Origin of the sequence: Actinosynnema sp. NPDC002837 (genome assembly GCF_040295345.1) — a bacterium.
Classification (GTDB): domain Bacteria; phylum Actinomycetota; class Actinomycetes; order Mycobacteriales; family Pseudonocardiaceae; genus Actinosynnema.
The window spans coordinates 41,801-65,805 of sequence record NZ_JBEOVG010000024.1 but is presented as its reverse complement, the minus strand read 5'-3'; the positions used below and the strand labels follow the sequence as shown (position 1 = coordinate 65,805).

At 71.3% G+C, this 24,005-nt stretch carries 21 protein-coding genes; 10 read left to right on the top strand and 11 right to left on the bottom strand.

Annotation, left to right across the window (positions count from 1 at the left end):
- Positions 1-4: 4 nt before the first annotated feature.
- The 3 genes from fxsT to ABTZ99_RS18995 all read right to left on the bottom strand — a co-directional run bounded on the left by fxsT (position 5) and on the right by ABTZ99_RS18995 (position 4,206).
- Positions 5-2,377, bottom strand: a complete 2,373-nt coding sequence (gene fxsT, locus ABTZ99_RS19005; protein ID WP_499612627.1) for an FxSxx-COOH system tetratricopeptide repeat protein — start codon at positions 2,375-2,377, stop codon at positions 5-7.
- A 150-nt stretch (positions 2,378-2,527) separates the two neighbouring features.
- Positions 2,528-3,286, bottom strand: coding sequence for an ABC transporter permease (locus tag ABTZ99_RS19000; protein WP_499612625.1), 759 nt, complete (start codon positions 3,284-3,286; stop codon positions 2,528-2,530).
- Positions 3,283-4,206 (bottom strand): ATP-binding cassette domain-containing protein, encoded by a 924-nt coding sequence (locus ABTZ99_RS18995; protein ID WP_498784712.1) that lies wholly within the window; start codon positions 4,204-4,206, stop codon positions 3,283-3,285. Before ABTZ99_RS18995 ends, ABTZ99_RS19000 begins: the two co-directional genes overlap by 4 nt.
- 102 nt (positions 4,207-4,308) lie before the next feature.
- On the opposite strand from ABTZ99_RS18995, the gene ABTZ99_RS18990 reads away from it, so the two are divergent.
- Positions 4,309-5,055, top strand: coding sequence for a TetR/AcrR family transcriptional regulator (locus ABTZ99_RS18990; protein ID WP_499612623.1), 747 nt, complete (start codon positions 4,309-4,311; stop codon positions 5,053-5,055).
- Between the two features lie 39 nt (positions 5,056-5,094).
- On the opposite strand, the gene ABTZ99_RS18985 is transcribed toward ABTZ99_RS18990, so the two are convergent.
- The 3 genes from ABTZ99_RS18985 to ABTZ99_RS18975 all read right to left on the bottom strand — a co-directional run bounded on the left by ABTZ99_RS18985 (position 5,095) and on the right by ABTZ99_RS18975 (position 8,800).
- Positions 5,095-5,562, bottom strand: coding sequence for a DUF417 family protein (locus ABTZ99_RS18985; RefSeq protein WP_498784708.1), 468 nt, complete (start codon positions 5,560-5,562; stop codon positions 5,095-5,097).
- A 163-nt stretch (positions 5,563-5,725) separates the two neighbouring features.
- The gene (locus tag ABTZ99_RS18980) at positions 5,726-7,756 is read right to left on the bottom strand and encodes a putative bifunctional diguanylate cyclase/phosphodiesterase (protein WP_499612621.1); all 2,031 of its coding nucleotides are present in this window, start codon (positions 7,754-7,756) and stop codon (positions 5,726-5,728) included.
- A 228-nt stretch (positions 7,757-7,984) separates the two neighbouring features.
- Positions 7,985-8,800: an SAM-dependent methyltransferase gene (locus ABTZ99_RS18975; RefSeq protein ID WP_499612619.1), complete on the bottom strand. Its 816-nt coding sequence runs from the start codon at positions 8,798-8,800 to the stop codon at positions 7,985-7,987.
- 226 nt (positions 8,801-9,026) lie between these two features.
- On the opposite strand from ABTZ99_RS18975, the gene ABTZ99_RS18970 reads away from it, so the two are divergent.
- Together ABTZ99_RS18970 and ABTZ99_RS18965 are read left to right on the top strand one after the other, a co-directional pair.
- Entirely contained in the window at positions 9,027-10,343 is a 1,317-nt protein-coding gene (locus ABTZ99_RS18970) for a cytochrome P450 (RefSeq protein WP_499612617.1), read from the top strand.
- A 187-nt stretch (positions 10,344-10,530) separates the two neighbouring features.
- The gene (locus tag ABTZ99_RS18965) at positions 10,531-11,514 is read left to right on the top strand and encodes an alpha/beta hydrolase (RefSeq protein WP_499612615.1); all 984 of its coding nucleotides are present in this window, start codon (positions 10,531-10,533) and stop codon (positions 11,512-11,514) included.
- A 50-nt stretch (positions 11,515-11,564) separates the two neighbouring features.
- On the opposite strand, the gene ABTZ99_RS18960 is transcribed toward ABTZ99_RS18965, so the two are convergent.
- The 3 genes from ABTZ99_RS18960 to ABTZ99_RS18950 form a co-directional block, all read right to left on the bottom strand.
- Entirely contained in the window at positions 11,565-11,897 is a 333-nt protein-coding gene (locus ABTZ99_RS18960) for a hypothetical protein (RefSeq protein ID WP_499612613.1), read from the bottom strand.
- Between the two features lie 129 nt (positions 11,898-12,026).
- A complete protein-coding gene (locus tag ABTZ99_RS18955) occupies positions 12,027-14,102 on the bottom strand; it encodes a glycosyl hydrolase (protein WP_499612611.1) in 2,076 nt (691 codons plus the stop codon).
- Positions 14,103-14,234: 132 nt separating this feature from the next.
- Positions 14,235-14,726 carry a MarR family winged helix-turn-helix transcriptional regulator gene (locus tag ABTZ99_RS18950; RefSeq protein WP_498784694.1) on the bottom strand — a complete coding sequence of 164 codons (492 nt, stop codon included), beginning with the start codon at positions 14,724-14,726 and terminating at the stop codon, positions 14,235-14,237.
- A gap of 80 nt (positions 14,727-14,806) precedes the next feature.
- Between ABTZ99_RS18950 and ABTZ99_RS18945 the strand changes: the two genes are divergently transcribed.
- Positions 14,807-15,664 (top strand): EamA family transporter, encoded by an 858-nt coding sequence (locus ABTZ99_RS18945; protein ID WP_498784692.1) that lies wholly within the window; start codon positions 14,807-14,809, stop codon positions 15,662-15,664.
- Positions 15,639-16,226 (top strand): NAD(P)-dependent oxidoreductase, encoded by a 588-nt coding sequence (locus tag ABTZ99_RS18940; RefSeq protein WP_499612609.1) that lies wholly within the window; start codon positions 15,639-15,641, stop codon positions 16,224-16,226. The genes ABTZ99_RS18945 and ABTZ99_RS18940 overlap by 26 nt, the downstream gene beginning before the upstream one ends.
- A gap of 310 nt (positions 16,227-16,536) precedes the next feature.
- Here ABTZ99_RS18940 and ABTZ99_RS18935 read toward each other — a convergent pair whose 3' ends face one another.
- The gene (locus ABTZ99_RS18935) at positions 16,537-19,143 is read right to left on the bottom strand and encodes a glycoside hydrolase family 3 protein (RefSeq protein ID WP_499612607.1); all 2,607 of its coding nucleotides are present in this window, start codon (positions 19,141-19,143) and stop codon (positions 16,537-16,539) included.
- A 273-nt stretch (positions 19,144-19,416) separates the two neighbouring features.
- On the opposite strand from ABTZ99_RS18935, the gene bdeA reads away from it, so the two are divergent.
- The 3 genes from bdeA (at position 19,417) to ABTZ99_RS18920 (ending at position 22,064) form a co-directional block, all read left to right on the top strand.
- On the top strand, positions 19,417-20,286 hold the full coding sequence (gene bdeA, locus ABTZ99_RS18930; protein WP_498784686.1) for a bis(hydroxyethyl) terephthalate hydrolase: 870 nt from the start codon (positions 19,417-19,419) through the stop codon (positions 20,284-20,286).
- A gap of 318 nt (positions 20,287-20,604) precedes the next feature.
- Positions 20,605-21,195 (top strand): RNA polymerase sigma factor, encoded by a 591-nt coding sequence (locus ABTZ99_RS18925; RefSeq protein ID WP_498784684.1) that lies wholly within the window; start codon positions 20,605-20,607, stop codon positions 21,193-21,195.
- Positions 21,192-22,064: a hypothetical protein gene (locus ABTZ99_RS18920; RefSeq protein WP_499612604.1), complete on the top strand. Its 873-nt coding sequence runs from the start codon at positions 21,192-21,194 to the stop codon at positions 22,062-22,064. Before ABTZ99_RS18925 ends, ABTZ99_RS18920 begins: the two co-directional genes overlap by 4 nt.
- A gap of 24 nt (positions 22,065-22,088) precedes the next feature.
- Here the strand turns inward: ABTZ99_RS18920 and ABTZ99_RS18915 are convergent, their stop codons facing one another.
- Positions 22,089-22,535, bottom strand: a complete 447-nt coding sequence (locus ABTZ99_RS18915; RefSeq protein WP_498784680.1) for an Lrp/AsnC family transcriptional regulator — start codon at positions 22,533-22,535, stop codon at positions 22,089-22,091.
- 93 nt (positions 22,536-22,628) lie between these two features.
- On the opposite strand from ABTZ99_RS18915, the gene ABTZ99_RS18910 reads away from it, so the two are divergent.
- Both ABTZ99_RS18910 and ABTZ99_RS18905 read left to right on the top strand, forming a co-directional pair.
- Positions 22,629-23,462, top strand: coding sequence for an LLM class flavin-dependent oxidoreductase (locus ABTZ99_RS18910; RefSeq protein WP_498784678.1), 834 nt, complete (start codon positions 22,629-22,631; stop codon positions 23,460-23,462).
- Complete coding sequence (locus tag ABTZ99_RS18905; protein ID WP_498784676.1) at positions 23,459-23,866, top strand: nucleoside deaminase; 408 nt, start codon at positions 23,459-23,461, stop codon at positions 23,864-23,866. The genes ABTZ99_RS18910 and ABTZ99_RS18905 overlap by 4 nt, the downstream gene beginning before the upstream one ends.
- Positions 23,867-24,005 lie beyond the last annotated feature (139 nt).

The following is a 24,005-nucleotide window of genomic DNA, read 5'->3' as shown; positions in this document are numbered from 1 at the left end:
CCGCTCAGGGGTAGCGCTCCGAGAGGCCGAACTCGTCCCACCAGGCTCGGGCCCGCTCGACCTCACCCAGGGCGATCAGGACGCCGACCAGGTTCACGACCGTGGCCGTCGTCCGCGGGTGGCGCTCGCCCAGCACTCGCCGCATGCGCGCGACCGAGGCCTCGTACAACTCGCGAGCGCGCTCGAACTCGCGCAGTGTGTACAACTCGCTCGCCAGGTTGGCCGCGGATTCGAAAGTGCTGGGGTGGTCGTCGCCCAGAAGACGGCGCAGGCGCGCAAGGGTGTCCTCGTGCAGCGCCAGCCCTGCCTCCACATCCCCCGTGGCGGTGAGGAAGCCCGCGAGGTTGGCCGCCGCGGCCAGCGTGCCCAAGTCGTCCTCGCCCTGCACCCGCTTCCGCCGCCCCAGCACCTCCTCCCCCAGCTCACGCGCGCGCTCGACCTCGCCCATCGACCACGACGTGACAGCGAGGTCGTTCAGGAACGCGAGGGTCTGCGGGTGGTCCTCGCCGAGCACGACCCTGCTGCGCGCCAGCGCGGCCTCCTGGAGCTCGTGGGCACGTCGGTGCTCCCCCAGGTCGTGGGTGCAGCCGGCGAGGTTGCCGACCGCCGCCAGGGTCACCAGGTCGTCGTCGCCGTACGCCTCGCGCGCGATGCGGTGGGCGCGTTCGAAGAGGGGCAGCGCCTGGCGGGCCTCACCCTGGCCGCGCAGGTACACCGCCGCCTGCCGCACCAGCCACAGCACCCGGCCGGTCGCCACGCCGAAGTCCCGGGCGGGGTCCACGACCACCAGCACGTGCGACAGGAGTTGCCGCCAGGCGGGCCACACCGACGGGTCGTCCGTCGACTTCTCCGGCGCGGCCTCGTACACGAGTCGGAACGCGGCGGCGGCCAGGCCCAGCTCCGCGCCGGTGCGCAACAACGCGGCCGGCACCCGGTGCAGGTGCACGCTGTCCGGGCTCACCCGGGCCATGGCCCGGCGGCGGATGGTGGCCAGCGTGGCGGCGAGCGCCAGGGGGTCGGCGGCGACGGACGCCAGCGGCTCGGGCAGGAGTTCGTGGTGCTCGGCGATCAGGGTCGACGGCACCGGTTCGGGCGCCAGCCAGGCGATCAGCGCGAGCAGTTGGAGCGCGGCCGGGTCGTCGTCGGCGAGGCGGTCGAGCGCGACCGTCCACGAGGCGGCCGTCGAGGCGCGGCCTTGGGCCAGGAGGTCGTGGGCGCGCTCGGCGAGCAGGTCGAGGTAGACCTCGGCGGTGAGGGTGGTGTCGGCCAGCAGCGCGGCGGCCTGGTCGACCGCCAGGGGCAGGTCTCCCAACGCCTCCGCGATCCGGTCCGCCTCCGGCCCGGTCAGCCGCGGCGCGCGGTCGCGGAGCAGGCGGACCGACTCGGCCCTGGTGAACTCGGCCACGCCGAGCGGGTGCGCGAGGTCGGCCCAGTCGGGGTTGCGGGAGGTGATGACGACGTGGCCGGGACCGGTGGGCAGGTGCCCGGTGAGCGCGGCCGGGTCCTCGGCGTTGTCGAAGACGATCAACCACCGGTCGCGGGTGCGGAGCTCGCCGAGCAGTCGGGCCACCGCGACGGCCGCGGTGTCGGCGTTGTCGGCCAGGCGCAGGGCCCTGGCCAGCTCGGCTAATCGGTCCGGGACCAGCTCCGGCGCTTCGGCAGGCACCCACCAGGCGATGTCGTACTCGTCGGCGTGCCGGTGGGCGTACTCGAGGGCCGTGGTGGTCTTCCCGACCCCGCCCATGCCGTGCACCGCCTGCACCACGGTGGGCGTCTGCGACGACAACGCGGCGCGGAGGTCGTCCAGCAGTCGCTCACGGCCGGTGAAGCGGGCCAGGCGGGCGGGGATGCTCCAGACGCGGGCGGATCGGCGCCGTGGCCGGCCCAGTTCGGTCAACGCCTGGTAGACGGCGGTTTCCGCCTCGGCCGGTGACGAGACGGTGGCCGCGGTGACGCCGCTGTCGCGCAGGCGTCGGCGGAAGTCCTCCTGGCGCGCGCCGTGCCGCGGGTCGCGGAACAGGCCCGCCGGGCCTTCCGCGTCCTCGTCCAGCAGGAAGACCAGGCGCGGCAGGCCCGCGTCACCCGCGGCCTCGTACTCCAGCTCGGTGTACGACAGCTCCGGCCGGCCGCGCACCGGCGAGCCGTAGCGGAAACCCGCCAGCAGCACGTAGACGTCCGCGGCGGCCACCGCGTCCCGGCACACCTGCGCCGGCTGCTCGTCCCGGGCGGCGAAGTACCGCATGTCCGCCACGACGTCGCCCGCACGGGTGATCGCGGACTCGACGGCGGCCACGAACGACGTGCCCGCCGGGTAGCGGCGCAGCTCGGAGGTGTGGCTGATGAACACCCTGCGCGGCACCCCGGCGTCGTCCGGCATGCGGCGATGCTAACGGCCGGGCGGCACCGCCGGCGGCGTGGCGGTTGCCGGCCCGGTCGCGGACGAGCCGCGCTCGACCGTTCCCGCGGGCCGGCGCCCCGACCGGTCGAGTCCGAAGTGGACAGTCACCTCGCCCGCGCGGGCGTTCGCTCAGTCGTTGACGCGCCGCCGGTAGAGGGCGTTGGCCAGGACGAACGACGCCACCAGCAGGCCGGCCGACCACGCCGTCGCCAGCCAACCCTGGTCGCCGATCGGGGTGCCGGTGAGCAGGCCGCGCACGGTCTCGATGACCGGCGTGATCGGCTGGTGCTCGCTGATGCCCCTCAAGAACGGCGGCATGGTGTGCGTCGGCACGAACGCGCTGCTCAGGTACGGCAGGAACAGCATGAAGAAGCTCAACGCGCTGGCCGACTCGACCGACTTCGCCACCGCGCCCAGGCCCGCCGCCAGCCACGACAGCGCCAGCACGTAGAGCAGCAGCAATCCGACCGCGGCCGCCCACTCCAGCGGTGACGCGGACGGGCGGAAGCCCATCGCGACCGCCGCGCCGACCACGATCGTGGTGGACAGGGCGTTGCGGGCGACGCTGGCCGTGACGTGCCCGGTCAGCACGGCGAAGCCGCGGATCGGCATGGAGCGCAGGCGGTCGATCATCCCGCTGTTCATGTCGTGGGCCACGGACATCGCGGTGGCCGCCGCGCCGTAACCCGTGCACAGCAGGACGATGCCGGGCACCACGTAGTTGATGTACCCGGTGCCGGTGTTGATCGCGCCGCCGAAGACGTACACGAACAGCGCCATCATCAGCAGCGGCAGGACGACGGACATGATCAGCGTGTCGACGTTGCGCCTGCCGAGCCGGATGCTGCGGCCGATCATCGTCATCGAGTCGGCGATCGCGTGGCTCATGCGGGCACTCCTTCACGGGCGGTCAGGGCGAGGAAGACGTCGTCGAGGGTCGGGCGGTGCGAGGAGACCTGCGCCGGGACGGCGACCGCGGCGCGCAGGTCGTCCAGCACCGCGTGCAGGTGCGCGGCCGTGCCGTCGGACGGGACGCCGAGCACGAGCCGCTCGCGGTCGGCGAAGCCGCCGAGCCGCGCCGCCGCGACGTCGAGCGCCGCGCCCGAGGTGAAGCGGAGCTCCAGCCGGTGGCCGCCGACCCTGGCCTTGAGGTCGTCCGCGGTGCCGTGCGCGGCGACCTTCCCCTTGTCCAGCACCATGATCCGGTCCGCGAGGCGGTCGGCCTCCTCCAGGTACTGGGTGGTGAGGAAGATCGTGGTGCCGGTGCGGACCAGGTCGCGGATGGCGTCCCACATCCCCGTGCGACTGGCCGGGTCGAGGCCGGTGGTCGGCTCGTCCAGGAAGATCACCTTCGGCCGGGCGACCAGGCTCATCGCCAGGTCGAGGCGTCGGCGCATGCCGCCGGAGTAGGTCTTGACCCGGCGGTCGCCCGCGTCGACGAGGTCGAACCGCTCCAGCAGCTCGGCCGCGCGCGCCTTCGCCCTCCCCCGGCCCAGGTGCATGAGCCTGCCGACCAGGACCAGGTTCTCCCGGCCGGTCTGCTCGGCGTCCACGGCCGCGTACTGGCCCGTCAGGCTGATCACGTCGCGCACCTTGGCCGGTTCGCGCACGACGTCGAACCCGGCCACCCGCAACCGGCCGCCGTCCGGGCGCGACAGCGTGGACAGGATCCGGATGGTGGTCGTCTTGCCCGCGCCGTTGGGACCGAGCAACGCGAAGACCGACCCCTCGGCGACCTCCAGGTCTATCCCGTCCAGCACCGCGGTCGACCCGTACGCCTTGCGCAGGCCCGTCGCCTCGACGATCATCACTGCCCCCTTTTGTGTACTAGATACGCTAAAGAGCGTAGCTCATACGCAGTTAATTCCGGTAGCCCTAGACTGGCGGGCAGCGTGACGAGAGGGTGATGGATGGCCGAGGAGTTCGAGCTACCAGCGGACGTTGCCCTGCTGTGGGGTCTGCGCGAGACGCCGAGACGTGGCCGCAAGCCGTCGTTGTCGGTCGCCGAGATCACCCGGGCCGCCATCGAGGTGGCCGACGCCGAAGGGCTCGGCGCGGTGTCCATGGCCCGGGTCGCGCAGCAGCTCGGCAACGCCACGATGGCGCTCTACCGGCACGTGAAGAGCAAGGACGAGCTGCTCAAGCTGATGTCCGACGCCGCGCTGGAGGAGCCGCCGCCGATGCCGCCGGCCACCGACTGGCGCGCCGGGCTGACGCTGTGGGCGACCACCGTGCTGGCCACGTTCCGCCGGCACCCCTGGTACGCCCGGATCCCGCTGTCCGGACCGCCGCTCGGGCCGAAGAACCTGGCGTGGTTCGACAGCGCGCTCGGCACGCTCGCCGACACGCCGCTGGACGAGGGCGAGAAGGTCACCGTGGTGATGGGCCTGCTGACGTTCGTGCACGGCGAGATGCGGTTGACCACGGAACTGGCGGAGAGCTTCCGGGAGAACCCCGAGGTGTTCGGACCGTCCTACGCGCGGGCGCTGCGCCAGGTGGTCGACCCGCGGCGGCTGCCGGCCCTCGGCCGCGTGGTCGACGCCGGCGTGTTCGACCACCCCAACCTCTACGACGAGCAGGACGTGGACGCCGACTTCCGGTTCGGCCTCGACCTCTACCTCGACGGCGTGGCCGCGTACCTGGCCCGCCGGGGGTGATGGCGCCGCGGGGTCGGTCGGGACCCCGCGGCGCCGCGATCACCGCCGGGCGACGTCGGCGCGCGCCACCCGCTGCCGCACGGGTGCGTCCGCCGACATGACCGCAAGGCCCGCCGTGATCAGGACCAGGTTCTTGACCACGAACTCGCCGGTCATGGTCAACAGCAGCGGGTTGCCCGTCTGGAACGCGACGGACGGCTGCAGGACGAGCGTGGAGAACGTGCCCGCCAGGTGGAGCACGACCAGCAGCGCCACCCAGCGCAACCGGAAGCCCACCACCAGGGCGATGCCGAGCACCACTTCCACCACTCCGAGCGCGAACACGAAGACGCCCGGGTCGAGCCACGGAACGGTCCGCGCGACCAGGTCGGCCACCGGGGTCGTGCCGGTCACCTTGAGGGCGCCGAACCACACGAACACCACTCCGAGCGAGCCCCGCAGCAACGGGATGCTCAACGTCCGCAGGGCGTGCGCGGGCGCATCCAGACGGGACGGGAACTCCGTCATCCACATCACTTCCTTCGCGTGCGGGACCACGTCCGACCCGCCCGCGAAGGAAGGCCCGTTCCGCGGTCCACACTGACCGGAACAGTTCTGGGAGCGCTCCCAGAACTGTAACGGTAAGGAAACGCGCTGTGAAGGCCTGATTCCACGCCGTCCCAGATGGCGGCTAGTCGTACCACTCGATCGGGTCAGGGAACGCGCCCGCGGGCAGCGGGTCGCCGAAGAACGGGCCCGTGCCCGCGACCACGCCCGCCGCACGCCACCAGTCGGCCTGCTCGCGCGTCTCCAGCCCGTCGACCAGCACCCGGATGCCCGCACGTCGGGCCACCGACACCAGCTCGGCCAGGTAGTCCGCCTCGCCGCGGGACTGCCGCTCGACCAGCCGCCGCGCCACCCGCACCGACCCGATCGGCAGCTCCGCGGCCACCGCCAGGTCGTCCGGCCCGAGGCCGAAGTCGTCCAGCGACGTGCCGACGCCCAGCTCGGCCAGCACGGTCAGGTTGTCCACCGCCTCGGTCTCCGCCAGCACCGCGACCGGCATCCCGATCACCAGCCGCGAGCCGGGCAACCCCGTGTCGTCCAGCACCCGGCGCACCCGGCGGACCAGGTCGCCGTCACGCGACTGGTTCCTGGTCAGGCCGACGTGCAGCGCCGCGGTGAACCCGCCGCTCTGGCCCCACCACCGCACCTGCCCGCACGCGGTGGCCAGCTGCCACTCGCCCAACGGCAGGACCAGACCCGTCCGCTCGGCCAGCGCGGCGCACTCCGCGTGGTCGAGCGAGTCGTCGCCGCGGTCCCAGTGCAGCGTCGCCGCCACGCCGACCAACGCGCGACCGGCCAGCTCCACCACCGGCCGGTACCGCACGCCGACCTCGCCGTGCTCCCAGGCGCCGGGCATGGCGACGGCGAGCGCGTCGGCCCGCCGCTCGACCGCGTCCTGCCCGTCGTCGAACAGCGCCCACTGGCCGCGACCACCCGACTTCGCCCGCCGCAGCGCCTGCTCGGCGGCCCGCATCACGTCGGCGGGCTCCCAGTCCGGCGGCGGTCTGCGCACCACGCCGACGCTGACCGACACGGCCAGCCCGCGGTCGTCGAAGTACACCGGCTCGGCCAGCTCGCGGTTGATCTCGGCCACCGTGCTGGAGACGTCCGGCGTGGTGGCGGCGTTCTCGACCAGGATGGCGAACTCGTCGTCGGCGAGCCGGGCGATCATCGCCTTCTCGCGCGCCAGCACGGCTTTCAGCCGCTGCGACACGTGCACGAGCAGCCGTTCGCCGGTGGGCCGGCCGAGGCTGTTGCACACCATGCCGAACGCGTCGACGTCCAGGTGGAAGAGGCTGATCCCGCGCACCGGGTCGGCCCGGCGCAGCGCGCTCTCCAGGTGGGTGGTGAAGTACTGCCGGTTCGGCAGCCCGGTCGACACGTCGTGCAGCGCCTGCCGGTTCAGCTCCGACTGGAGCAGCATCAGCTCCGTGCCGTCCTCGATCACGGCGACGAAGTGCACGGGCTGGTCGTCCGCGCCGCGCAGCAGCGACACCGTCAGCGAGATCCGCGCGACGTCGCCGTCCTTGCGCAGCAACCGCTGCGGCTGCCGGACCCGTTCCTGCCGGTCCTCGAGCAGCGCCAGCATCGCCTCGCCGAGGACCCGGACCGAGTCCGGGTGCACGAGGTCGAACAGGGCGAAGCCGGTCAGCTCCTCGGTCGTGTAGCCGAGGATGTCGCCGATCGCCGCGTTGGCCCGCACGATCCGCCCGGCCGGGTCGACCACCAGGATCCCGCTGGCCGACGACGTGACGACCTCCTCGAACCGCGCCTCGCTCTCCTTGAGGTGCCACTGGGCGTCGCGGACCGCCTTGAGCAGCGACAGCTGCATGGACTCCTGCTGCTCGAACACCGCGCGCCTGCTCGCCGCCAGGAAACCGGCCGACAACGCGCCGAGCACGGCCACGATCGGCTGGGCGAAGCGTTCCACGGGTTGGAACTCCGAGAGCCCCAGCAGCCCTTTCCCGAGCACGTCGAGGGTCACGCGCAAGCCGTCCTCGGTGACGTACCCGAGCGCGACGAGCTGTTCGCCGATCCGCTCGGCCGGCCGCGCCGCCGGCGACCCGGGAGTGGCCTCGGCGTGCACCGCCGCGCACAGGTCGTCCAGGCGGTCCCGCATTTCGCGGTCGAGTTCGTTCCTGTCCAGCGCGACCACCACGGCTCCGCTGAGCAGGTACGACCACTTCCGCGCGAGGAGTTCCCGGCCACGTTCGGGTGGTGACGTGGCTCCTTGTCTCTGACTGGGGATCGACATTCCCGTTGCCCTGTTGTGATATCGAGGATTCGCGGCAGTTTACCCACCCCCCGCCGGCCAACACTCAACCGGAAGTGTGAACCGCGAACACCCACGGTGACTTCCTCCGGGCAATTCACCTCTTTTGGCTCATACCTTTCGGCCGACCCCCGCGTAGACCAGCATGTTCATGTCGGGCTCGGTGGCGATGTCACCAGGCCCACCGGGCCGCCATTCACCGCAACCGACCAGACCCGGTTCGACCAGTTCGAATCCGTCGAACATCTCCTCGATCTCGGCGCGGGAACGCAAGTTCACCTGATCGGGGCTGTTGCTCCGCTTGATCGCATCGGTCGCGTCGGCCAGGTTCTCGCCCTGGTTGTCGCCGGTGGCGTGGGTGACCGCGAGGTAGCTGCCGGGCGCGAGCGCGTCGCGGTAGCGGGCGACCAGCGCGCGGGGGTCGGCGGAGTCCGGCACCCAGTGCAGCATCAGCAGCATGAGCACGCCGATCGGCTGGTCGAAGTCGAGCAGCCGGGCGGCCGCGTCGCTGCCCAGGATCGCGTCGGGCTCGCGCATGTCGGCCTGCACGACGGCCGCGTCGTCGTTGCCGACCAGCATCAGGTCGCTGTGCGCGACGGCGACCGGGTCCCGGTCGACGTAGACGACGCGGCAGCCGGGCGCCGCCGCCTGGGCGACCTCGTGCACGTTGCCGACGGTCGGGATGCCGGAGCCGATGTCGAGGAACTGCCGCACGCCCTGCTCCACCATGAACCGCACGACGCGGCCGAGGAACGCCCGGTTGACGCGCGCGGCGTTGCGCAGGCCGGGCATGGTCGCCTCGATCCGCTCGCCGAGCGCCCGGTCGACGGCGAAGTTGTGCCCGCCGCCGAGCATGTAGTCGTAGGTCCGGGCCACGCTGGGCACGGAGATGTCCACGCCGGGTGGAATCCATTCGCGCTGCGCCATGATTGCGGGCACCTCTTCGCATCTCGGGGATGGTTCGGGGATCGGTGCGGGATGGGTTCGGGGATCGGTTCGGGATGGTTCGGGATCGGCGAGAGTACTGGGTGGGCGGAACCAGTAGTCGTCCCCCCGTCGGTGCGACACCAACCCACCCGAACGGGCGCTATCACCTTCCACCGAACGGGTCCTATCGTGGGCCGTCGCTTTCGGCGGCCGGAGAGGAGCTGACATGGGTGTCCCGACGGCTCCCGGTCGGCTGCCATTCCTCGGCCACTCCCTGGCGATGCTGCGCGGACGACACGAGTTCACCGCATCACTGCGCGATCACGGCGAAGTGGTGAAGGTGGACCTCGGTCCGATGACGACGTATTTCGTGACCACTCCTCAACTTGTGCACCAAGTGCTGGTCACGGACGGTCCGCGGTTCCGCAAAGGCGCGATGTTCGACAAGTTCCGCCCTTACGTGGGCAATGGTCTGGTGCTTTCCGACGGCGCGTTCCACCTGCGGCAGCGGCGGATGGTGCAGCCCGCGTTCCACCGGGACCGGATCGACCGGTACGCGGGGACGATGGTGCGCGCCGCGACCGCGTTGACCAGGTCGTGGAAGCCTGGCGAGGTGCGGGTGGTCGAGGACGACATGCAGGCGCTGGCGGTCACCGTCGTCGGCGAGGCCCTGTTCTCCACCGAGCTCGGGCAGCGGGTGATCGCCGAGGTGCGGCGGTCGGTGTTCGTGGTGATCAAGCAGGGCATGGTGCGCGCGCTGTCGCCGTCGTTCGTGGAGAAGCTGCCGCTGCCGGGCAACCGCGAGTTCGACCGGGCCATCGCGCGGATGCGCGCGATCGTGCTGGAGGTCATCGCGAGCAGGCGGGCCGAGGGCGTGGCCGACCACGGCGACCTGCTGTCGATGCTGTTGCTGGCGCAGGACGAGTCCGGCGACGGCATGACCGACCAGCAGACCTACGACGAGGTGCTGACCCTGCTCACCGCGGGCATCGAGACCACCGCGCTGGCGCTGGCGTGGGCGTTCCACGAGGTGGCGCGGCACCCGGAGGTGGAGGAGCGGCTGGTCGCGGAGCTCGACGAGGTGCTCGGCGGGCGGCCGGTGACCTTCGCCGACGTGCCTCGGCTGACGTACGCGGCGGCGGTGGTGAACGAGGTGCTGCGGCGGTACCCGCTGTGGATCCTGATGCGGCGGGCCGTCGAGCCGGTCTCGCTCGGCGGGGTGGAGTTACCGGTGGGCGCCGAGGTCATCGTGAGCCCGCACGCCCTGCACCACGACCCGACGTCCTTCCCCGACCCGCACCGGTTCGACCCCGACCGGTGGTTGTCCCCGTCCGTCCCGGTGCCGCGCGGCGCTTACATCCCGTTCGCGGCGGGCGCGCGGCAGTGCCTGGGCAACGTGTTCGCGCAGACCGAGATCGTGATCACCCTCGCCACCGTGCTGTCGAGGTGGCGGCTCGTGCCGGTGCCCGGCAAGGCCGTGCGCACCAAGTTCACGTCGACCGCCTATCCCAGCGGACTGCTGATGACGGCGGTACCCCGTTGAGCGCGAGGTCGTGGCGTGGGGTGGGGCGGCGTGGGGTGGGGCGGCGTGTGGCGGTACGGGTTGTGCGGTGCGGCGGGTGGGAGCGCGGGTTGGGGCGGCGCAGGTTGTGACAGTGGTTTCGGACCCAGGAGGTTGTCGAGTCGTGCGTTGGTCGCGATTGCGGTTGTCCGCGGTTGTCTTGCTCGCCGTGTCGGCCGGTCTGCTGCCGGCAGCTCCTGCGGGCGCCGTGTCGAGTCCGGCGTCCGGGGCGCAGGTCGTGTGCGAGGACTTGCGGGTGCCGGTGGCGGTGCTCGGCACGCCGCATTCCGTGCACGGCAGGCTGTGCACGCCGGCGGGCGCGTCCACCGTCCAGGTGTTGATCCCCGGCGGCACGTACAACAGCTCGTACTGGGACATCTCGTACTCGCCGGACACCCGGTCGTACCGGCAGGCGATGAACCGGGCCGGTATCGCGACGCTGGCCGTGGACCGGCTCGGCACCGGGCGCAGCTCGCGGCCGTTGAGCGCGTTGGTGACGGCGTCGACCCAGGCGCACGCCGTGCACCAGGTGGTGCGGGCCGTCCGGCCGCGGTTCGAGAAGGTGGTCGTCGGCGGCCACTCGATCGGTGCGGCGATGGCGTTGATCGAGGCGGCGACGTACGGCGACGTGGACGGCGTGCTGGTCACCGGTTTCACGCACCGGATGAACCTCATCACCGTGGTCCCGGCGTTGGCGGGCATGATCCCGGCGGTGCTGGACCCGCAGCTGCGGCGGTCCGGGCTGGACGTGGGCTACCTGACGACCGCGCCCGGCACGCGTTACGGGTCGTTCCACTCGCCCGGCGCGCGGGTGGACGACGCGATCGGGTTCGACGAGGCCACCAAGGACGTGTTCGCGGCGTCGGAGGCGGTGGACACGATCACGTTGAACAACGTGGTCGTGCCGTTCACGCGGCTGATCGACGTGCCGGTGATGGTCGTGGTCGGCGCGGGCGACACCCACTTCTGCGGCCGACCGCTGGGCAGCGACTGCGGGTCGGCGGAGGCCCTGCGCGCCTCGGAGTCCCCGTTCTTCTCCCCCGCCGCCCGCCTGCGCGCCCACGTGCTGCCCGACTACGGCCACTCCATCAACTACGCGCCCAACGCCCCCTCCTACCACCAAGCCGTCCTGACCTGGACCACCACGCTCTGACCCGCTTGTCCAACGCTCGGAGCACCCGTGGTGAACGCGCAGGACGCGGGTCAGGTCGGGATCGGCATCAGGCGGTAAGACGTCGCGGTGGTGGTGGGGACCTCGTGGTAGACGGTGGCTACGCGGGTGGTGCAGGTGCTGTCGGCGAACAGTTGTAGCGCGGTGCCGTCGCCGAAGCCGCGGGCGGCGGAGCGGGCCGTGGTGAAGCCCAGGTCGGTGACGGGGTGGCAGCCGTAGGACAGGGGCACGATGGCGCGGGCGCCGGTGAACGAGGCGCCGGAGAAGACGCAGTAGCCGGATTCCTGGCAGTGCGGGCTCACGTCGGAGGCGGTGGCTGCGGAGGCGGAGAGCAGGAGCGCGCTTAAGAGCGTGAAGAGTGTCATGGGTCCCCCTTGGATCGCGTGTATCCAAAGCCAACCCAAGGTGGACGGCGGTGGCAATCGGCCGAATGGAACCGCCCGCGTGCGCGCCGGGCACGTGGCAGCGCACGCGGGCGGGGTCGGTGGGCCCGCTCAGCTCGCCCGGATGTCGTCCAGGTAGAAGGTGCCGGTCACGACCGGGTTGCCGTCGACCTGGTTGACGAAGATGTTGAACTGGGACAGGTTCTTCAGGTCCTCCGGCGTGATCCGCCGGTGCGCGTTGCCCGTGTCCCACGGCGCCGGGCGCCAGTCCGCGAACGGGATCGTCACGATCCCGGCCGACGTGCCGGACATCGACGGGTACGCCTCGTAGGCCACCCCGCCGGCGTTCAGCTGCAGCACCAGCTTGTGGTTCGACCCGTCGGGCCGCAGCCAGAACGACAACCCGGTGTAGGTCGACCAGTCACCCGAGATCCGCTTGCCGACGCCGGTGTAGGTCTGGAAGCCGAAGTCGTAGTCGAACTTCAGCGCCTTGCCGCCGTTCTCGGCCGCCAGCGAGATGCGGTTCGTCCCGTACGGGCTGTACTCCGCGCCCAACGCCGTGTCGTCGACGTGGCCCTCGAAGTCGTCGACGACACCGGGCGCGAGCGGCGGCTTCGCGCCGAGGATCAGGCGGTTCGTCGCGGACAACGTGCCACGCGGCGTCAACGCGGTCACCTTGAGCCGGGTGACCTTGTTGGTCAGGTTCTCCGCGCCGATGTCCCAGGTGCCGGTGTAGTACCCGGTGCCCCGGTCCAGCGTGAGCAGGTGCTTGGTCGGGTCGTCGCCGACGGTGTAGTAGACGAGCGCGGGCTTGGCGTCGAGCAGTCGCACGCGAACGGTGGTGGTCGGCGTCGTGATCCGCTCACCGTCCGGCGGCGACACGACGTGCAGGAACGGCTTGTGCGCCTCGGCCTTCACCTTGCGCCCGTAGACGTCGGAGAGGTCGAGCGCGGAGCTGAACACGGCGTACGGGTCGGCGTGCAGCCGCTTGAGGTCGGGCAGCAGTTCGTGCTCGGGCTCGGTGGCGGTCGCCGGGTACGGCAGGAAGAACTGCTCGGTGCCGAAGTTCACCCAGGTCAGCATGAACGCGCTGCGACCGGCCCACGGGTCGGCCTTGATGGCGTTGAACATCGTGGTGAACCAGTTCAGGTTCCCGTTCTGCCCGTTGGGCTTCAGCGCGCCGCTGATGCCGTACTCGGTGAACGCCGAGACCTTGTCCTTGGCCTGGGCGATGCGCGCGATCATGCCGAGGTCGGCGACGACGCCGTCCAGGAACTGCTGCGACCCGTTGCTGCCGTCGTAGCTGTCGATGCCGAACACGTCGATGTAGTTGTCGCCCGGGTAAGTGCGCATGTAGACGTCGTCCACGCCGCCGAAGCCGCCGCCGGGCGAGTAGGCGTACAGGAAGTTGTGCACGTCCTTGACGTCGCGCAGGTACTCGACGGTGTAGCGGAACAGCTCGACGTACTTCGCCGGTGACGCGTGCGCCGCGCCCCACCAGAACCACGAACCGCTGTTCTCGTGGAACGGCCGGTAGATCATCGGGATCGGGTTGCCGTCGCGGTCGTCGACCTCGTGCGCGAGGCGGGCGACCCGGTCGAGGTAGGCGTTGAACTGCGCGTGGTGGTCGCCGCCGGGCAGGATGCGGGTGACGACGTCGCCGTTGGTGTCGTAGAAGCTGCCGCCGGTGACGAAGTTGTCCATGTGGGACGCGAGGGTGTGCACGCCGCCGATCTCGTTGTGCGCGGTCTCGATCAGCTTGACGGTGGCCTGGAAGTTCTCCTCCGGGGCCGGGTCGCCGGGCGACGAGCCGTGGCCGAGGTGGCCGGTGTCCCAGCCGAACAGCGCCGGGTGGTCGCCGACGCCGGCCTTGACGTCGGACTTCAGCCCGTCTGTCTCGGTGAACTCGTCCCAGGTGACGCCGAACTCGGTCGTCTGCTGGTGGCCGAACAGCACGCCCCTGCCCTGCTGGTCGCGCAGGTACGAGAAGAGGGACCGGGTTTCGGGGGTGGCGTGCGGGTCGGAGATCCGGACCGACTGCGGCTTGGGGTGCCGTTGGGCGGTGTCGGCCGGGGCGGCGGTGGAGATCGCGCCGGAGCTCAGGAGGGCGGCGGCGAGGGTGGTGGTGATGGCGGTGGTGGTGATGGCGGCGGTGGTCACCTGTCTGGCGGCGGAGCGTTTCCTCATGGCGGACCCTCTCGGCGTTGAGCGGTGTGAGGTTGGGTGCGGGGTGCGGGTGCGGCTCGATTAAGCGGTTAAGCGGCCGGTGAGAAGGCACCATAGCGCGGTAAGTTTCGTAAGTGAAGAAACTTGCGGCGGTTACTTGTCGCCGAGGGATTCCAGCAGGTGCTTCAGGGTGTCGGCGAGAGCGGTTCGCTCTGCGGGCGACAGCGCGCTGAGCAGGCGGTTCTCCGTGGCGAGGTGGTCGGGCAGGGTGCGGTCGATCAGGTCGCGACCGGCGTCGGTGAGGGCGACGACCACGCCTCGGCCGTCGTGCTCGTTGGGGGTTCGGACGACCAGTCCGCGGGCTTCGAGGCGGTCGAGCCGTTGCGTCACGGCGCCGGAGGTGACCATCGAGGCGCGCATCAGCTCGGTCGGGGTCAGCCGGTGCGGCGGCGCGCTGCGGCGCAGGGTGGCGAGCACGTCGAACGACGCCCGGTCCAGGTCGTGCGCGGCGAAGGTCTTGCCCAGCTCGCCGTCCACCAGCCGGGCGAGGCGGCTGAGCCTGCCGATCACCGCCATCGGCGAGACGTCGAGGTCGGGGCGCTGCGCGTGCCACTGACCGAGGACGAGGTCGACGTGGTCTGCCATCGAACTAGCTTAGCGGTGAGGTAAGTCACCGTGGAGATACCTTAGCGGTGAGTTAGTTTGTCTTAGTGCTAAGCAAATGGGTGACCGCGCTCGCCCCCGCCGTGTGGGGCACGACCTACTACGTCACCACGGAGTACCTGCCACCGGACCGGCCACTGCTGGCGGGGCTGTTGCGGGCGTTGCCGGCCGGGTTGCTGCTGGTGGCGGTCACGCGACAGCTGCCGAAGGGTGACTGGTGGTGGCGCTCGCTGGTGCTGGGCACGCTGAACATCGGCGTGTTCCTGCCGTTGCTGTTCCTGGCGGCGTACCGGTTGCCGGGCGGGGTGGCGGCGACGGTCGGAGCCGTGCAGCCGCTGGTGGTGGCCGGGTTGGCGGTGGTGCTGCTCGGGCAGCGGATGACGGCGCGGGTGGCGCTGGCCGGGGTGGCGGGCGTCGTGGGCGTGGCGCTGCTGGTGCTGCGGGCCGATGCGCGGCTGGACTGGGTCGGCGTGGCGGCGGCGCTGGGTGGCGCGGTCGTGATGGCGGCCGGGGTGGTGCTGAGCAAGCGGTGGACGACGCCCGCGCCGTTGTTGGCGGTGACCGGGTGGCAGCTGGTGGCCGGCGGTGTCGTGCTGCTGCCGGTGACGCTGCTGGTCGAAGGGCCGCCACCCGCGTTGACGGCGGCGAACGTCGGCGGCTTCGTGTACTTGGGCGTGATCGGCGGGGCGCTGTCGTACGCCCTGTGGTTCCGCGGGATCCGGGTGCTGGCGGCGACGCAGGTGACGTTCCTCGGGCTGCTCAGCCCGGTTGTCGCGACGGCGGTGGGGTGGCTCGTGTTGAGCCAGGACCTGACGGCGTTGCAGGTGGTCGGTGCGGTGGTGGTGCTCGGGGCGTTGGTGACGGCTCAGCTGAAGAAGGGGGAAAGTCGTGTGGATGACCGTGTTCGGAGCGTTCGGTAGCGTCGGGAGGAAGGTGGTCGAGGAGGCGCGGCGGCGGGGCCACGAGGTCACGGCCGTCAGCCGTCGGCCCGGTCCGGGCAGTGAGGTCGGCGACGCGAGCGTGCTCGCGGACGTGGTGCGCCTCAGCAATGGCCGGGATGTGGTGATCGGCGCTACTCGGCCGGCTGACGGGGAGGAAGGTCAGCTGGTCGAGGCCACGCGGACGTTGCTCGCCGGTGCGGCGGAGACCGGGGCGCGGTTGGTGGTGGTCGGTGGCGCGGGCAGCCTCGTGACGCCGGCTGGGCACACGGTGCTGGAGGCGCCGGGCTTCCCGGTGGAGCTCGGGCCGATCGCGAGGGCGGGCGCCGAGCAGTTGGCGGTGTGCCGGGCCGATCGTGAGGCGGACTGGACGTACCTGAGCCCGCCGGTGTTGTTGGAGCCCGGTCAGCGGACCGGTGTGTTCCGGGTCGGTCGGGATGAGCAGGTCGGTGAGGTGATCTCGATCGAGGATCTGGCGGTGGCGTTGGTGGACGAGGTCGAGATGCCTCGGCACCGGCGGGCTCGGTTCACGGTGGGGTATTAGGTGAGAGATGAAAAGAGTCCTCGCCGGACGGGCAGATCAGCAGGATGACGGACCGGTGGGTGGGGATGTGCCGGGTCCGTTGTTGGTCGGGTTTCGTGTCATCCCACCGACCTCCCTACGGGCTACCACACGTATCAAGGGGGGCGACATCAGTGGACGGTGCGGGCATCGGTGAACAGCGCCCCCCTTGACACGCGCGGTAGGGCGGAGCCAGGTCGGCGGGATGACACGAAGCCCTTCCTTTGGGGGAAGGGCTTCGTGTCAGTGGACGGGATGGGGGGTGGGGGGAAGGGGGTGGGGGGAAGGGGAGTCAGGTCAGGTCGGTGCAGGGTTTGGCGTCGGGGTCGGTGGCGGCTTTGGGGGTCCAGCGGACGTTGGCGAAGGAGGCTTGGAAGGTGCCGTCGGTGTAGACGAGGAATGGGGTGTTGACGTTTTCCAGGTCGAGGCCGCCTTGGGCGAAGCACGAGATCGGGATCTTCACCGTGGACTTGACGCCGGTGGGGAGGTTGGTGAAGAGGTTGGTCGCGTTGACCTCGGCGAAGCACGGGTACTGGCAGTGGGTGCTCAGGACGGTCCGGGCGGCTGGGGCCTGGTGGACGATGACGTCGAAGACCAGGGCGGCGTTGGCGTTGAGGTAGCCGCGCAGGTCGGTGCCGCCCGCCGGGTTCTGGAGGTAGACCTGGCCGGGGCCCGTGCCGGTCCAGGTGGTCTTCATGGCGTCGCCTTGGACGTTGACGTCGGCGGGCACGACGGTGATCGAGCTGTGCGCCGCCTCGCCGTCCGGGCCCAGTTCGGTGCCGCTCCAGTTGTCCGGTGAGCCGATGTAGCTGCGGTAAGGGGCGATGTCGGTGCGGACGTGGAGGTCGAGGTCCTCGGTGGCGGTGCCGCCGCCGTTGTTGCCGGAGCAGCCGAACTCGGGGGAGGTCTCGTCCAGTCGGCCGAGGTTGCCGGTCTGCCACGAGCGGAGGCCGTAGCCGGGTTTGAAGAGCGGGTCGCCGTCGGCGTCGGCGTCGAGGGGTGTCTGGCAGGCGCTGCGCGGCCAGGAGAACGAGAGCTCGCCGGTGAAGCCGGGGTAGGTGTGCTTGCCGCGGACCAGCAGGTCGGCGACGCCGCCGCCCTCGGTGCCGGGCAGCCAGGACGCCACGAAGGCGTCGGAGCGGTTCAGCTCCTTGTTGACGTGCAGCGGGCGGCCGGAGAGGTAGACGGTGACGACCGGGGCGCCCTTGCCGCTGACCTTGTCGAGGACGGCGAGGTCGTTCGGGTAGAGCTTGGCCGCCTCCAGGGAGCGCTTGCCGATGTCGCCGACGCCCTCCGCGTACGGGGTCTCGCCGAGGACCGCGATCACGGCGTCGAAGCCGGCGGGATCGACGTCGCCGGTCTCGCTGAACACGACGTTCTGCTCGCCGAGGGCTTCCTTGAGGCCGCCGAGGACGGTGGTGCCGTTGGGGAAGTCGGCGTTGGTGTTGCCGGTGCCCTGCCAGGTCAGGGTCCAGCCGCCGGTCTGGTTCTGCATGCTGTCGGCGCTCTTGCCGACGACCAGCACCTTGGCGCGCGGGGAGAGGGGGAGGACGCGGTTGTTGTTCTTGAGCAGGACTTGGCTCTTGCGGACCGACTCACGGGCCAGTTTGCGGGCTTCGAGGGCGTCGGTGGAGCCGGCGTGGTCGCGTTCGGACGGCCTCTCGCCGTCGAGGACGCCGGAGCGGAGCTTGACGCGGAGGATCCGGGTCACGGCGTCGTCGATGCGGGCGAGGGGGATCTCACCGTTCTCGACCTGGGCGACCGTGTTGGCGATGAACGCCTTCCAGTCGTTGGGCACCATGACGACGTCGATGCCCGCGTTGATCGCCCGGGGGCAGGACGAGTTGGTGCAGCCGGCGACCTGGCCGATGCCGTTCCAGTCGGAGACGACGAGGCCGTCGAAGCCCATCTTGCCCTTGAGGATGTCGTTCACCGCGAGCTTGCTGCCGTGCAGCTTGCCCTCGTCGAGCTCGTCGTTGGTCCAGCTGTTGAACGACACCATCACGGTCTGGGCGCCGGCGGCGAGCGCGCCGTAGTAGCCCTGGCCGTGCACGTTGATCATCTCGGCTTCGGAGGCCGGGTTGACGCCCTGGTCCTTGCCGCCGGTGGTGCCGCCGTCGCCGATGAAGTGCTTGGCGGTGGCGAGCACGCCGACGCGGCTGCGGCTGTTGCCCTGCAGCCCTCGGGTGGCTTCGTAGCCGTAGGCGCGGGTGATCCGCGGGTCCTCGGAGAAGCCCTCGTAGGTGCGGCCCCAGCGGTCGTCGAGGGGCACGGCCAGGGTCGGCGCGAACGCCCAGTCCTGGCCGGTGGCGCGGAGCTGCTCGGCGGTCGCCTTGCCGATGTCCCGGATCAGGCACGGGTCGTGCGCCGCGCCCAGGCCGATGTTGTGCGGGAAGACCGTGGCGCCGTAGACGTTGTTGTTGCCGTGCACGGCGTCGATGCCCCAGATGGCGGGGATGCCCGTGCGGCTGGCCTTGGACGCGTCCCAATAGGCGTCGGCCAGGGCGAGCCAGGCTTGGGGTGACGCGTGCTTGTCGCGGCCCGGCCACGAGCCGCCGCCGTTGAGGACCGAGCCGATGCCGTACTCGCGCACCTCGTCCGGGGTGATGGCGCCGATCTCCGGCTGCGTCATCTGGCCGACCTTCTCGGCCAGGGTCATGCCCGCGAGGATCTTCTTGACGCGCCGCTCGTCGGACGGGTTCGACTTGACCCGGCTGTCGACCTTCGGCCACTCGTCCAGGTGCGGGAGGTGCTCCTCGATCCGGGCGCAGCCGTGCTCGGTGCGCGGCTCGCCGATGACCGGCCGGCGTGACGCTTCCGGGGAGGCCGCGGCGCCTCCGGTGAGGAGACCGGCGGTGAGCACCGCGGCCAGGGCGGTGCTCAGGTGTCTGCGGGACATCGGCGGTTCCGTTCGTCCGACGGCTCTGTCGCGGCCGATCTTCGTGATCGGGTGGGTCGTGGTCAAGAGGTGCGTGGGAGCGCTTCCTCGCAGGTCGGAGTTACGGTCGTCGGCCGGTTTCCCGGTCCGCGGAGGTGAATATCCTTCGCGTCACGCAGCGTGGCGAGACGGTTACTTGACTCCGGAGTAGGTAGCGCGTCAGACTCTGACGCGCCAAGCAAGGTCCACTGAGGACTATCCGCCAAGTCCTTGCCACGCCGGGAAGAGCACACCATGTCCCTGAGGTCTCCCCTGTCCCGCCGCGCCCTGGTATTCGCCGCGGTGGTTGCCCTCACCACGTCCGGCACGGTCGCCCAGGCCGCCGAGAACCCCTACGAACGCGGTCCGGCGCCGAGCACCGCGAGCATCGAGGCCACCCGCGGGCCGTTCGCCACCAGCCAGACCACGGTGTCGTCGGTCAGCGTGCGCGGCTTCGGCGGCGGCACCGTCTACTACCCGACCAGCACCGCCGAGGGCACGTTCGGCGCGATCGCGGTCTCGCCTGGCTACACGGCCAGCCAGTCCAGCCTTTCGTGGCTCGGACCGCGGCTGGCCTCGCAGGGCTTCGTCATCTTCATCATCGACACGAACTCGCGGTACGACCAGCCGTCCTCGCGCGGCGACCAGCTGCTGGCCGCGTTGGACTACCTCACGACGAGCAGCTCCGTGCGGAGTCGGATCGACGCCTCGCGGCTGGGCGTGATGGGCCACTCGATGGGCGGCGGAGGCGCGCTGGAGGCCACGAAGGACCGGCCGAGCCTGCAGGCCTCGATCCCGCTGACCCCGTGGAACACCACCAAGACGTGGTCGACGGTGCAGACGCCGACGCTGATCGTCGGCGCGGAGAACGACTCGGTGGCGTCGGTGTCGTCGCACTCGGAGCCGTTCTACACCAGCCTGCCGTCCACTCTGGACAAGGCGTACCTGGAGCTGGAGGGCGCGAGCCACTACGCGCCGAACAGCTCCAACACGACGATCGCGAAGTACAGCATCGCGTGGCTCAAGCGGTTCGTCGACAACGACACCCGGTACGAGCAGTTCCTGTGCCCCGCACCCCGTGGCACAGCCATCTCCGAGTACCGCGACACCTGTCCGCACTCGTGAGGCCCGCTGGGCCGTTCTCGCTGTTCAGCAGCGCGAACGGCCCAGTGGTCGGTCCGCAGGAAAGCGCTTGCCGGCGGTGGCGGCGGTGCGCTACCGTCAGACCTGGGAACGTTCCCAGACGTCCCGCAACGCACGGCGGCGGCGTTGTCGGGTTCGAGGGGCCGCCGTCAGCTTGGCAGGGGTGTGGGGCGAGAGCGCTCTCCCTCACGCCTCGGGGGTCTCGACGATGAGGCCGCCCCGGCTGACGGCGGCCCTTTCGGCGTTCCGCCCGTCCCGACGCGAGGCAACACCTCCTCGGCTGGTGGGCACAAGCAGGACATGACGACCGATGACGACCGCACCCTGTGGTCACAGGCCGCGGCAGGGAGCGGGCCGGCCTTCGGCGTGCTGTTCGACCGGCACGCCAAGGCGGTCTACAACCACTGCTTCCGGCTGACCGCGTCGTGGGCGGCGGCCGAGGACCACCTGCAGAACACGTTCCTGGTGGCCTGGCGCAAGCGCGACCGGCTGCGGCTGGAGCACGACTCCGCCCTGCCGTGGCTGCTGGCCGTGGCCACGAACGTGGTGCGCAGCGACCGGCGCACGGTGGCGCGTCGGCTGCGGCTGTTCCGCAAGGCGCCGGTGGAGACCCCAGTCCCCGACCACGCCGACCAGGTGGCCGAGCGGGTCGACGACCAGCGGCGGATGGCGTTGCTGCTGGCCGCCGTCGAGGAACTGCCCCGCAACGAACGGGAAGCGCTCGCGCTGTGCGTGTGGTCCGGCGTGTCGTACGCCGACGCCGCCGGCGTGCTCGGCATCGCCGAGGTCAGCGTCCGGGCCAGGGTCAGCAAGGCGAAGGCCCGGCTGACCCGCAGGCTGGGCGCCGCGCCGGTCGTCGCCGTTCCCGCGCTCACCCTGGAGGACCGATGAACCACGCACTCCCCCCGACCCGGGACGTTCCGCCCCGTCGCCGGGCGCAGATCCGCGCGCGGCTGGAGCAGGAGGTGACCGGCGGTCGCCGCGCCGTCCGGTTCGCGCCCCTGCTCACGGCCGGTGTCGCGGCGGCGGCCGTGGTCGCCCTGGTCGCGGTCGTGGTGCCGGCGCGGCAGGGTGGCGAGGGGACCGCGGCGAGCCAGGTGGTGGTGACGACCACGACGTCCGCCGCGCCGGCCGGGCCGCCGGTGGTGCCGGGGTTGTCCGCCGAACGCATCGGCGAGATCGAGCGGGGCTGCATGGAGAGCACGCTGCGGCCCGGCAAGGCGGTGCTGCACCAGTACGTCACCGACGACGTCGGCGCGTTCGCCCTGCTCTACACGTCGAGCGAGCAGGTGGGCTGCACCGTCGACGGTCCGGTGATGCCGTACAACGCGGCCGCCCGGCTGGTCTGGGACTCGGCGTGGCTGCCCGGCGTGCTCGCGCTCGACGAGGTGGCCTCGTCGAACGGCGGTGCGGGCGGCAAGGCGGAGTACGCCGACCAGTTGGGCTACGACCTGGCGGTGGGACGGGTGACGGACCAGGTCGCCAAGGTCGTCTACCTGCACGGCGGCCGGTCGGTGGAGGCGCGGTTGGCCAACGGCACGTTCGTGGCCCGCATCGCGCACCCGGCCGACTGGGACATGCCGGAGGGGTGGGACCGGCTCGGGGTCGTCCACGCCTATGACGCGCAGGGCGCGTTGCTCGGCGAGTGGCGCGACCAGTGGGACCCGACCAAGTGCTGGGTGCGCCCGGACGGGGTGATCGTGGCGGGTGCGCGCGACCTCGACCCGGCGACGTGCGCGCCGGCGGTGGCCTGGCGGTAGCCGGGACCGGGGTGTGCCGTCGCGCTACGCCGGCGCCACGCCCCGGTACGGCAGGGTCTGGCTGTAGACGATGTTCGTGGTCGTGCTGCCGAAGCCGGTCAGGTCGTTGACCACCTGCTCCAGGTGCGGCATGGACGTGGCGGCGACCTTGAGCGTGTAGCAGTCGTCGCCCGTGGTGCGCAGGCACTCCAGGATCTCGGGGCGGTCGGCGAGCAGCGCGTGCAGCGGCTCGTGGCGGTTGCCCGGGTACTTCAGGCGGACGACGGCGAGCACGGCGTAGCCGACCTTGGCCAGGTCGACCTCGGCCCGGTAGCCGGTGATCACGCCGGCGGACTCCAGCCTGCGGACGCGTTCGGTGGTCGCCGAGGCGCTCAGGTTGACCCGGCGGCCCAGCTCGCTGAGCGCGATCCGGCCGTCGCGTTGCAGCTCGGCGAGGATGGACCAGTCGGTCGGATCGAGGTTCCCGGTCATGGGCGGACTTTACCGTGGAATTTGCGGTGGAAGCCGCCTCAGGCAGGGGGAAGTCTCTTCAGGATCGCCGGGATTCCGCATAGCGTTGGCGCCGTGCAGATCGGTGTGAACGTCCCGAACTTCGGGCCGGGCACCTCGCCGGACGTGCTGCGGGACTGGGCGCGGACGGTCGAGGGCCTCGGCTTCGACCTCTTGATGGTGTCCGACCACGTGGCCGTCACGCCGGACGTGGCCGAGCAGTACCCGGCCCCGTTCTACGAGCCGTTCACCGCGCTGGCGTGGCTGGCCGGGGTGACGTCGCGGATCCGGCTCGGCACCACCGTGCTCGTGCTGCCCTACCGGCACCCGTTGCTGGTGGCGCGGATGGCGGCGAACGTGAACGAGCTGTCCGGCGGTCGGTTCGTGCTCGGCGTCGGCGTGGGGTGGGCGCGGCAGGAGTACGAGGCGCTGGGTGTGCCTTTCGCCGAACGCGGCCGGTTGACCGACGAGGGTCTGCGGGTGGTGCGGGAGGCGTGGCGCGACGAGTCGGACTACCGGGCCGGGCGGATCCCGATCTGGGTGGGCGGGCACTCCGACGCGGCGCTGCGGCGGGCCGTTCGGCTCGGGGACGCGTGGCACAGCTTGCGGCTCACGCCTTCGGGGTACCGGGAGGCGTTGGCGCGGTTGAAGGTCATCGCGGAGGCGGAGGGGAAACCGTTGCCCGCCTTGACCCCCCGCGTTCTGCTGCACATCACGTCCGACGAGTTGGGGCCGGAGCGGCGGTTGGGCGAGGGCACCGTGGCGCAGGTCCTGGGCGACCTGGCGGAGTTGCGGTCGTCCGGCGCGGCGGCCGTGGTGCTGGACCCGTTCGTCGGGGATCCGCAGGAGACCGTCCACCCCGAAGTCGCGTGGCACGCTTTGGCCACGGTGCGAAAGGAGTTCCGATGAGCTTGCACAGGGCGATCGAGCTGGCGGCGGAGGCGCGCGCGTCGGGCAACCCGCCGTTCGGGTCGTTGTTGGTGGGGCCGGACGGCGCGGTGTTGATGGAGGAGCGCAACACCAGCCTGACGGACGACGACATCACCGCGCACCCGGAGCTGAAGCTGGCGCGGTGGGCGGCGCGGTCGCTCGCGCCGGAGGTGGCGGCCGGGACGACGATGTTCACCAGCTGCCAGCCGTGCGGGATGTGCGTGGGCGCGATCGAGCGGTCGGGGCTGGGGCGGGTGGTGTTCGCGTTGTCGACCGAGCAGCTGAACGCGCTGAAGCCGGGTGGCGGCTTCGCGCCCGTGCCGCAGGAAGGGCCGGCGCTGCTGGCGGAGGCGACCGTTCCGGTGGAGGGCTACTACCGGTAGTGACGGCGTCCTGAACGTTGAATTCGGGGGTCTTGAGCGTCCGACACGCGGGTTCCGGGCGTTCGAGACGCGCGGGCGGGGGTGGTGGTTGGGCCGTTCGGGTGCCCAACTGGAACGAATCAGCTTCGTGCGCGGATGG

What these genes read in the sequence shown, in the direction of transcription:
- fxsT (WP_499612627.1), bottom strand. Translation starts at nt 2,377, where the DNA reads ATGCCGGACGACGCCGGGGTGCCGCGCAGGGTGTTCATCAGCCACACC.
- ABTZ99_RS19000 (WP_499612625.1), bottom strand. Translation starts at nt 3,286, where the DNA reads ATGAGCCACGCGATCGCCGACTCGATGACGATGATCGGCCGCAGCATC.
- ABTZ99_RS18995 (WP_498784712.1), bottom strand. Translation starts at nt 4,206, where the DNA reads ATGATCGTCGAGGCGACGGGCCTGCGCAAGGCGTACGGGTCGACCGCG.
- ABTZ99_RS18990 (WP_499612623.1), top strand. Translation starts at nt 4,309, where the DNA reads ATGGCCGAGGAGTTCGAGCTACCAGCGGACGTTGCCCTGCTGTGGGGT.
- ABTZ99_RS18985 (WP_498784708.1), bottom strand. Translation starts at nt 5,562, where the DNA reads ATGACGGAGTTCCCGTCCCGTCTGGATGCGCCCGCGCACGCCCTGCGG.
- ABTZ99_RS18975 (WP_499612619.1), bottom strand. Translation starts at nt 8,800, where the DNA reads ATGGCGCAGCGCGAATGGATTCCACCCGGCGTGGACATCTCCGTGCCC.
- ABTZ99_RS18970 (WP_499612617.1), top strand. Translation starts at nt 9,027, where the DNA reads ATGGGTGTCCCGACGGCTCCCGGTCGGCTGCCATTCCTCGGCCACTCC.
- ABTZ99_RS18960 (WP_499612613.1), bottom strand. Translation starts at nt 11,897, where the DNA reads ATGACACTCTTCACGCTCTTAAGCGCGCTCCTGCTCTCCGCCTCCGCA.
- ABTZ99_RS18955 (WP_499612611.1), bottom strand. Translation starts at nt 14,102, where the DNA reads ATGAGGAAACGCTCCGCCGCCAGACAGGTGACCACCGCCGCCATCACC.
- ABTZ99_RS18950 (WP_498784694.1), bottom strand. Translation starts at nt 14,726, where the DNA reads ATGGCAGACCACGTCGACCTCGTCCTCGGTCAGTGGCACGCGCAGCGC.
- ABTZ99_RS18940 (WP_499612609.1), top strand. Translation starts at nt 15,639, where the DNA reads ATGACCGTGTTCGGAGCGTTCGGTAGCGTCGGGAGGAAGGTGGTCGAG.
- ABTZ99_RS18935 (WP_499612607.1), bottom strand. Translation starts at nt 19,143, where the DNA reads ATGTCCCGCAGACACCTGAGCACCGCCCTGGCCGCGGTGCTCACCGCC.
- bdeA (WP_498784686.1), top strand. Translation starts at nt 19,417, where the DNA reads ATGTCCCTGAGGTCTCCCCTGTCCCGCCGCGCCCTGGTATTCGCCGCG.
- ABTZ99_RS18925 (WP_498784684.1), top strand. Translation starts at nt 20,605, where the DNA reads ATGACGACCGATGACGACCGCACCCTGTGGTCACAGGCCGCGGCAGGG.
- ABTZ99_RS18920 (WP_499612604.1), top strand. Translation starts at nt 21,192, where the DNA reads ATGAACCACGCACTCCCCCCGACCCGGGACGTTCCGCCCCGTCGCCGG.
- ABTZ99_RS18915 (WP_498784680.1), bottom strand. Translation starts at nt 22,535, where the DNA reads ATGACCGGGAACCTCGATCCGACCGACTGGTCCATCCTCGCCGAGCTG.
- ABTZ99_RS18905 (WP_498784676.1), top strand. Translation starts at nt 23,459, where the DNA reads ATGAGCTTGCACAGGGCGATCGAGCTGGCGGCGGAGGCGCGCGCGTCG.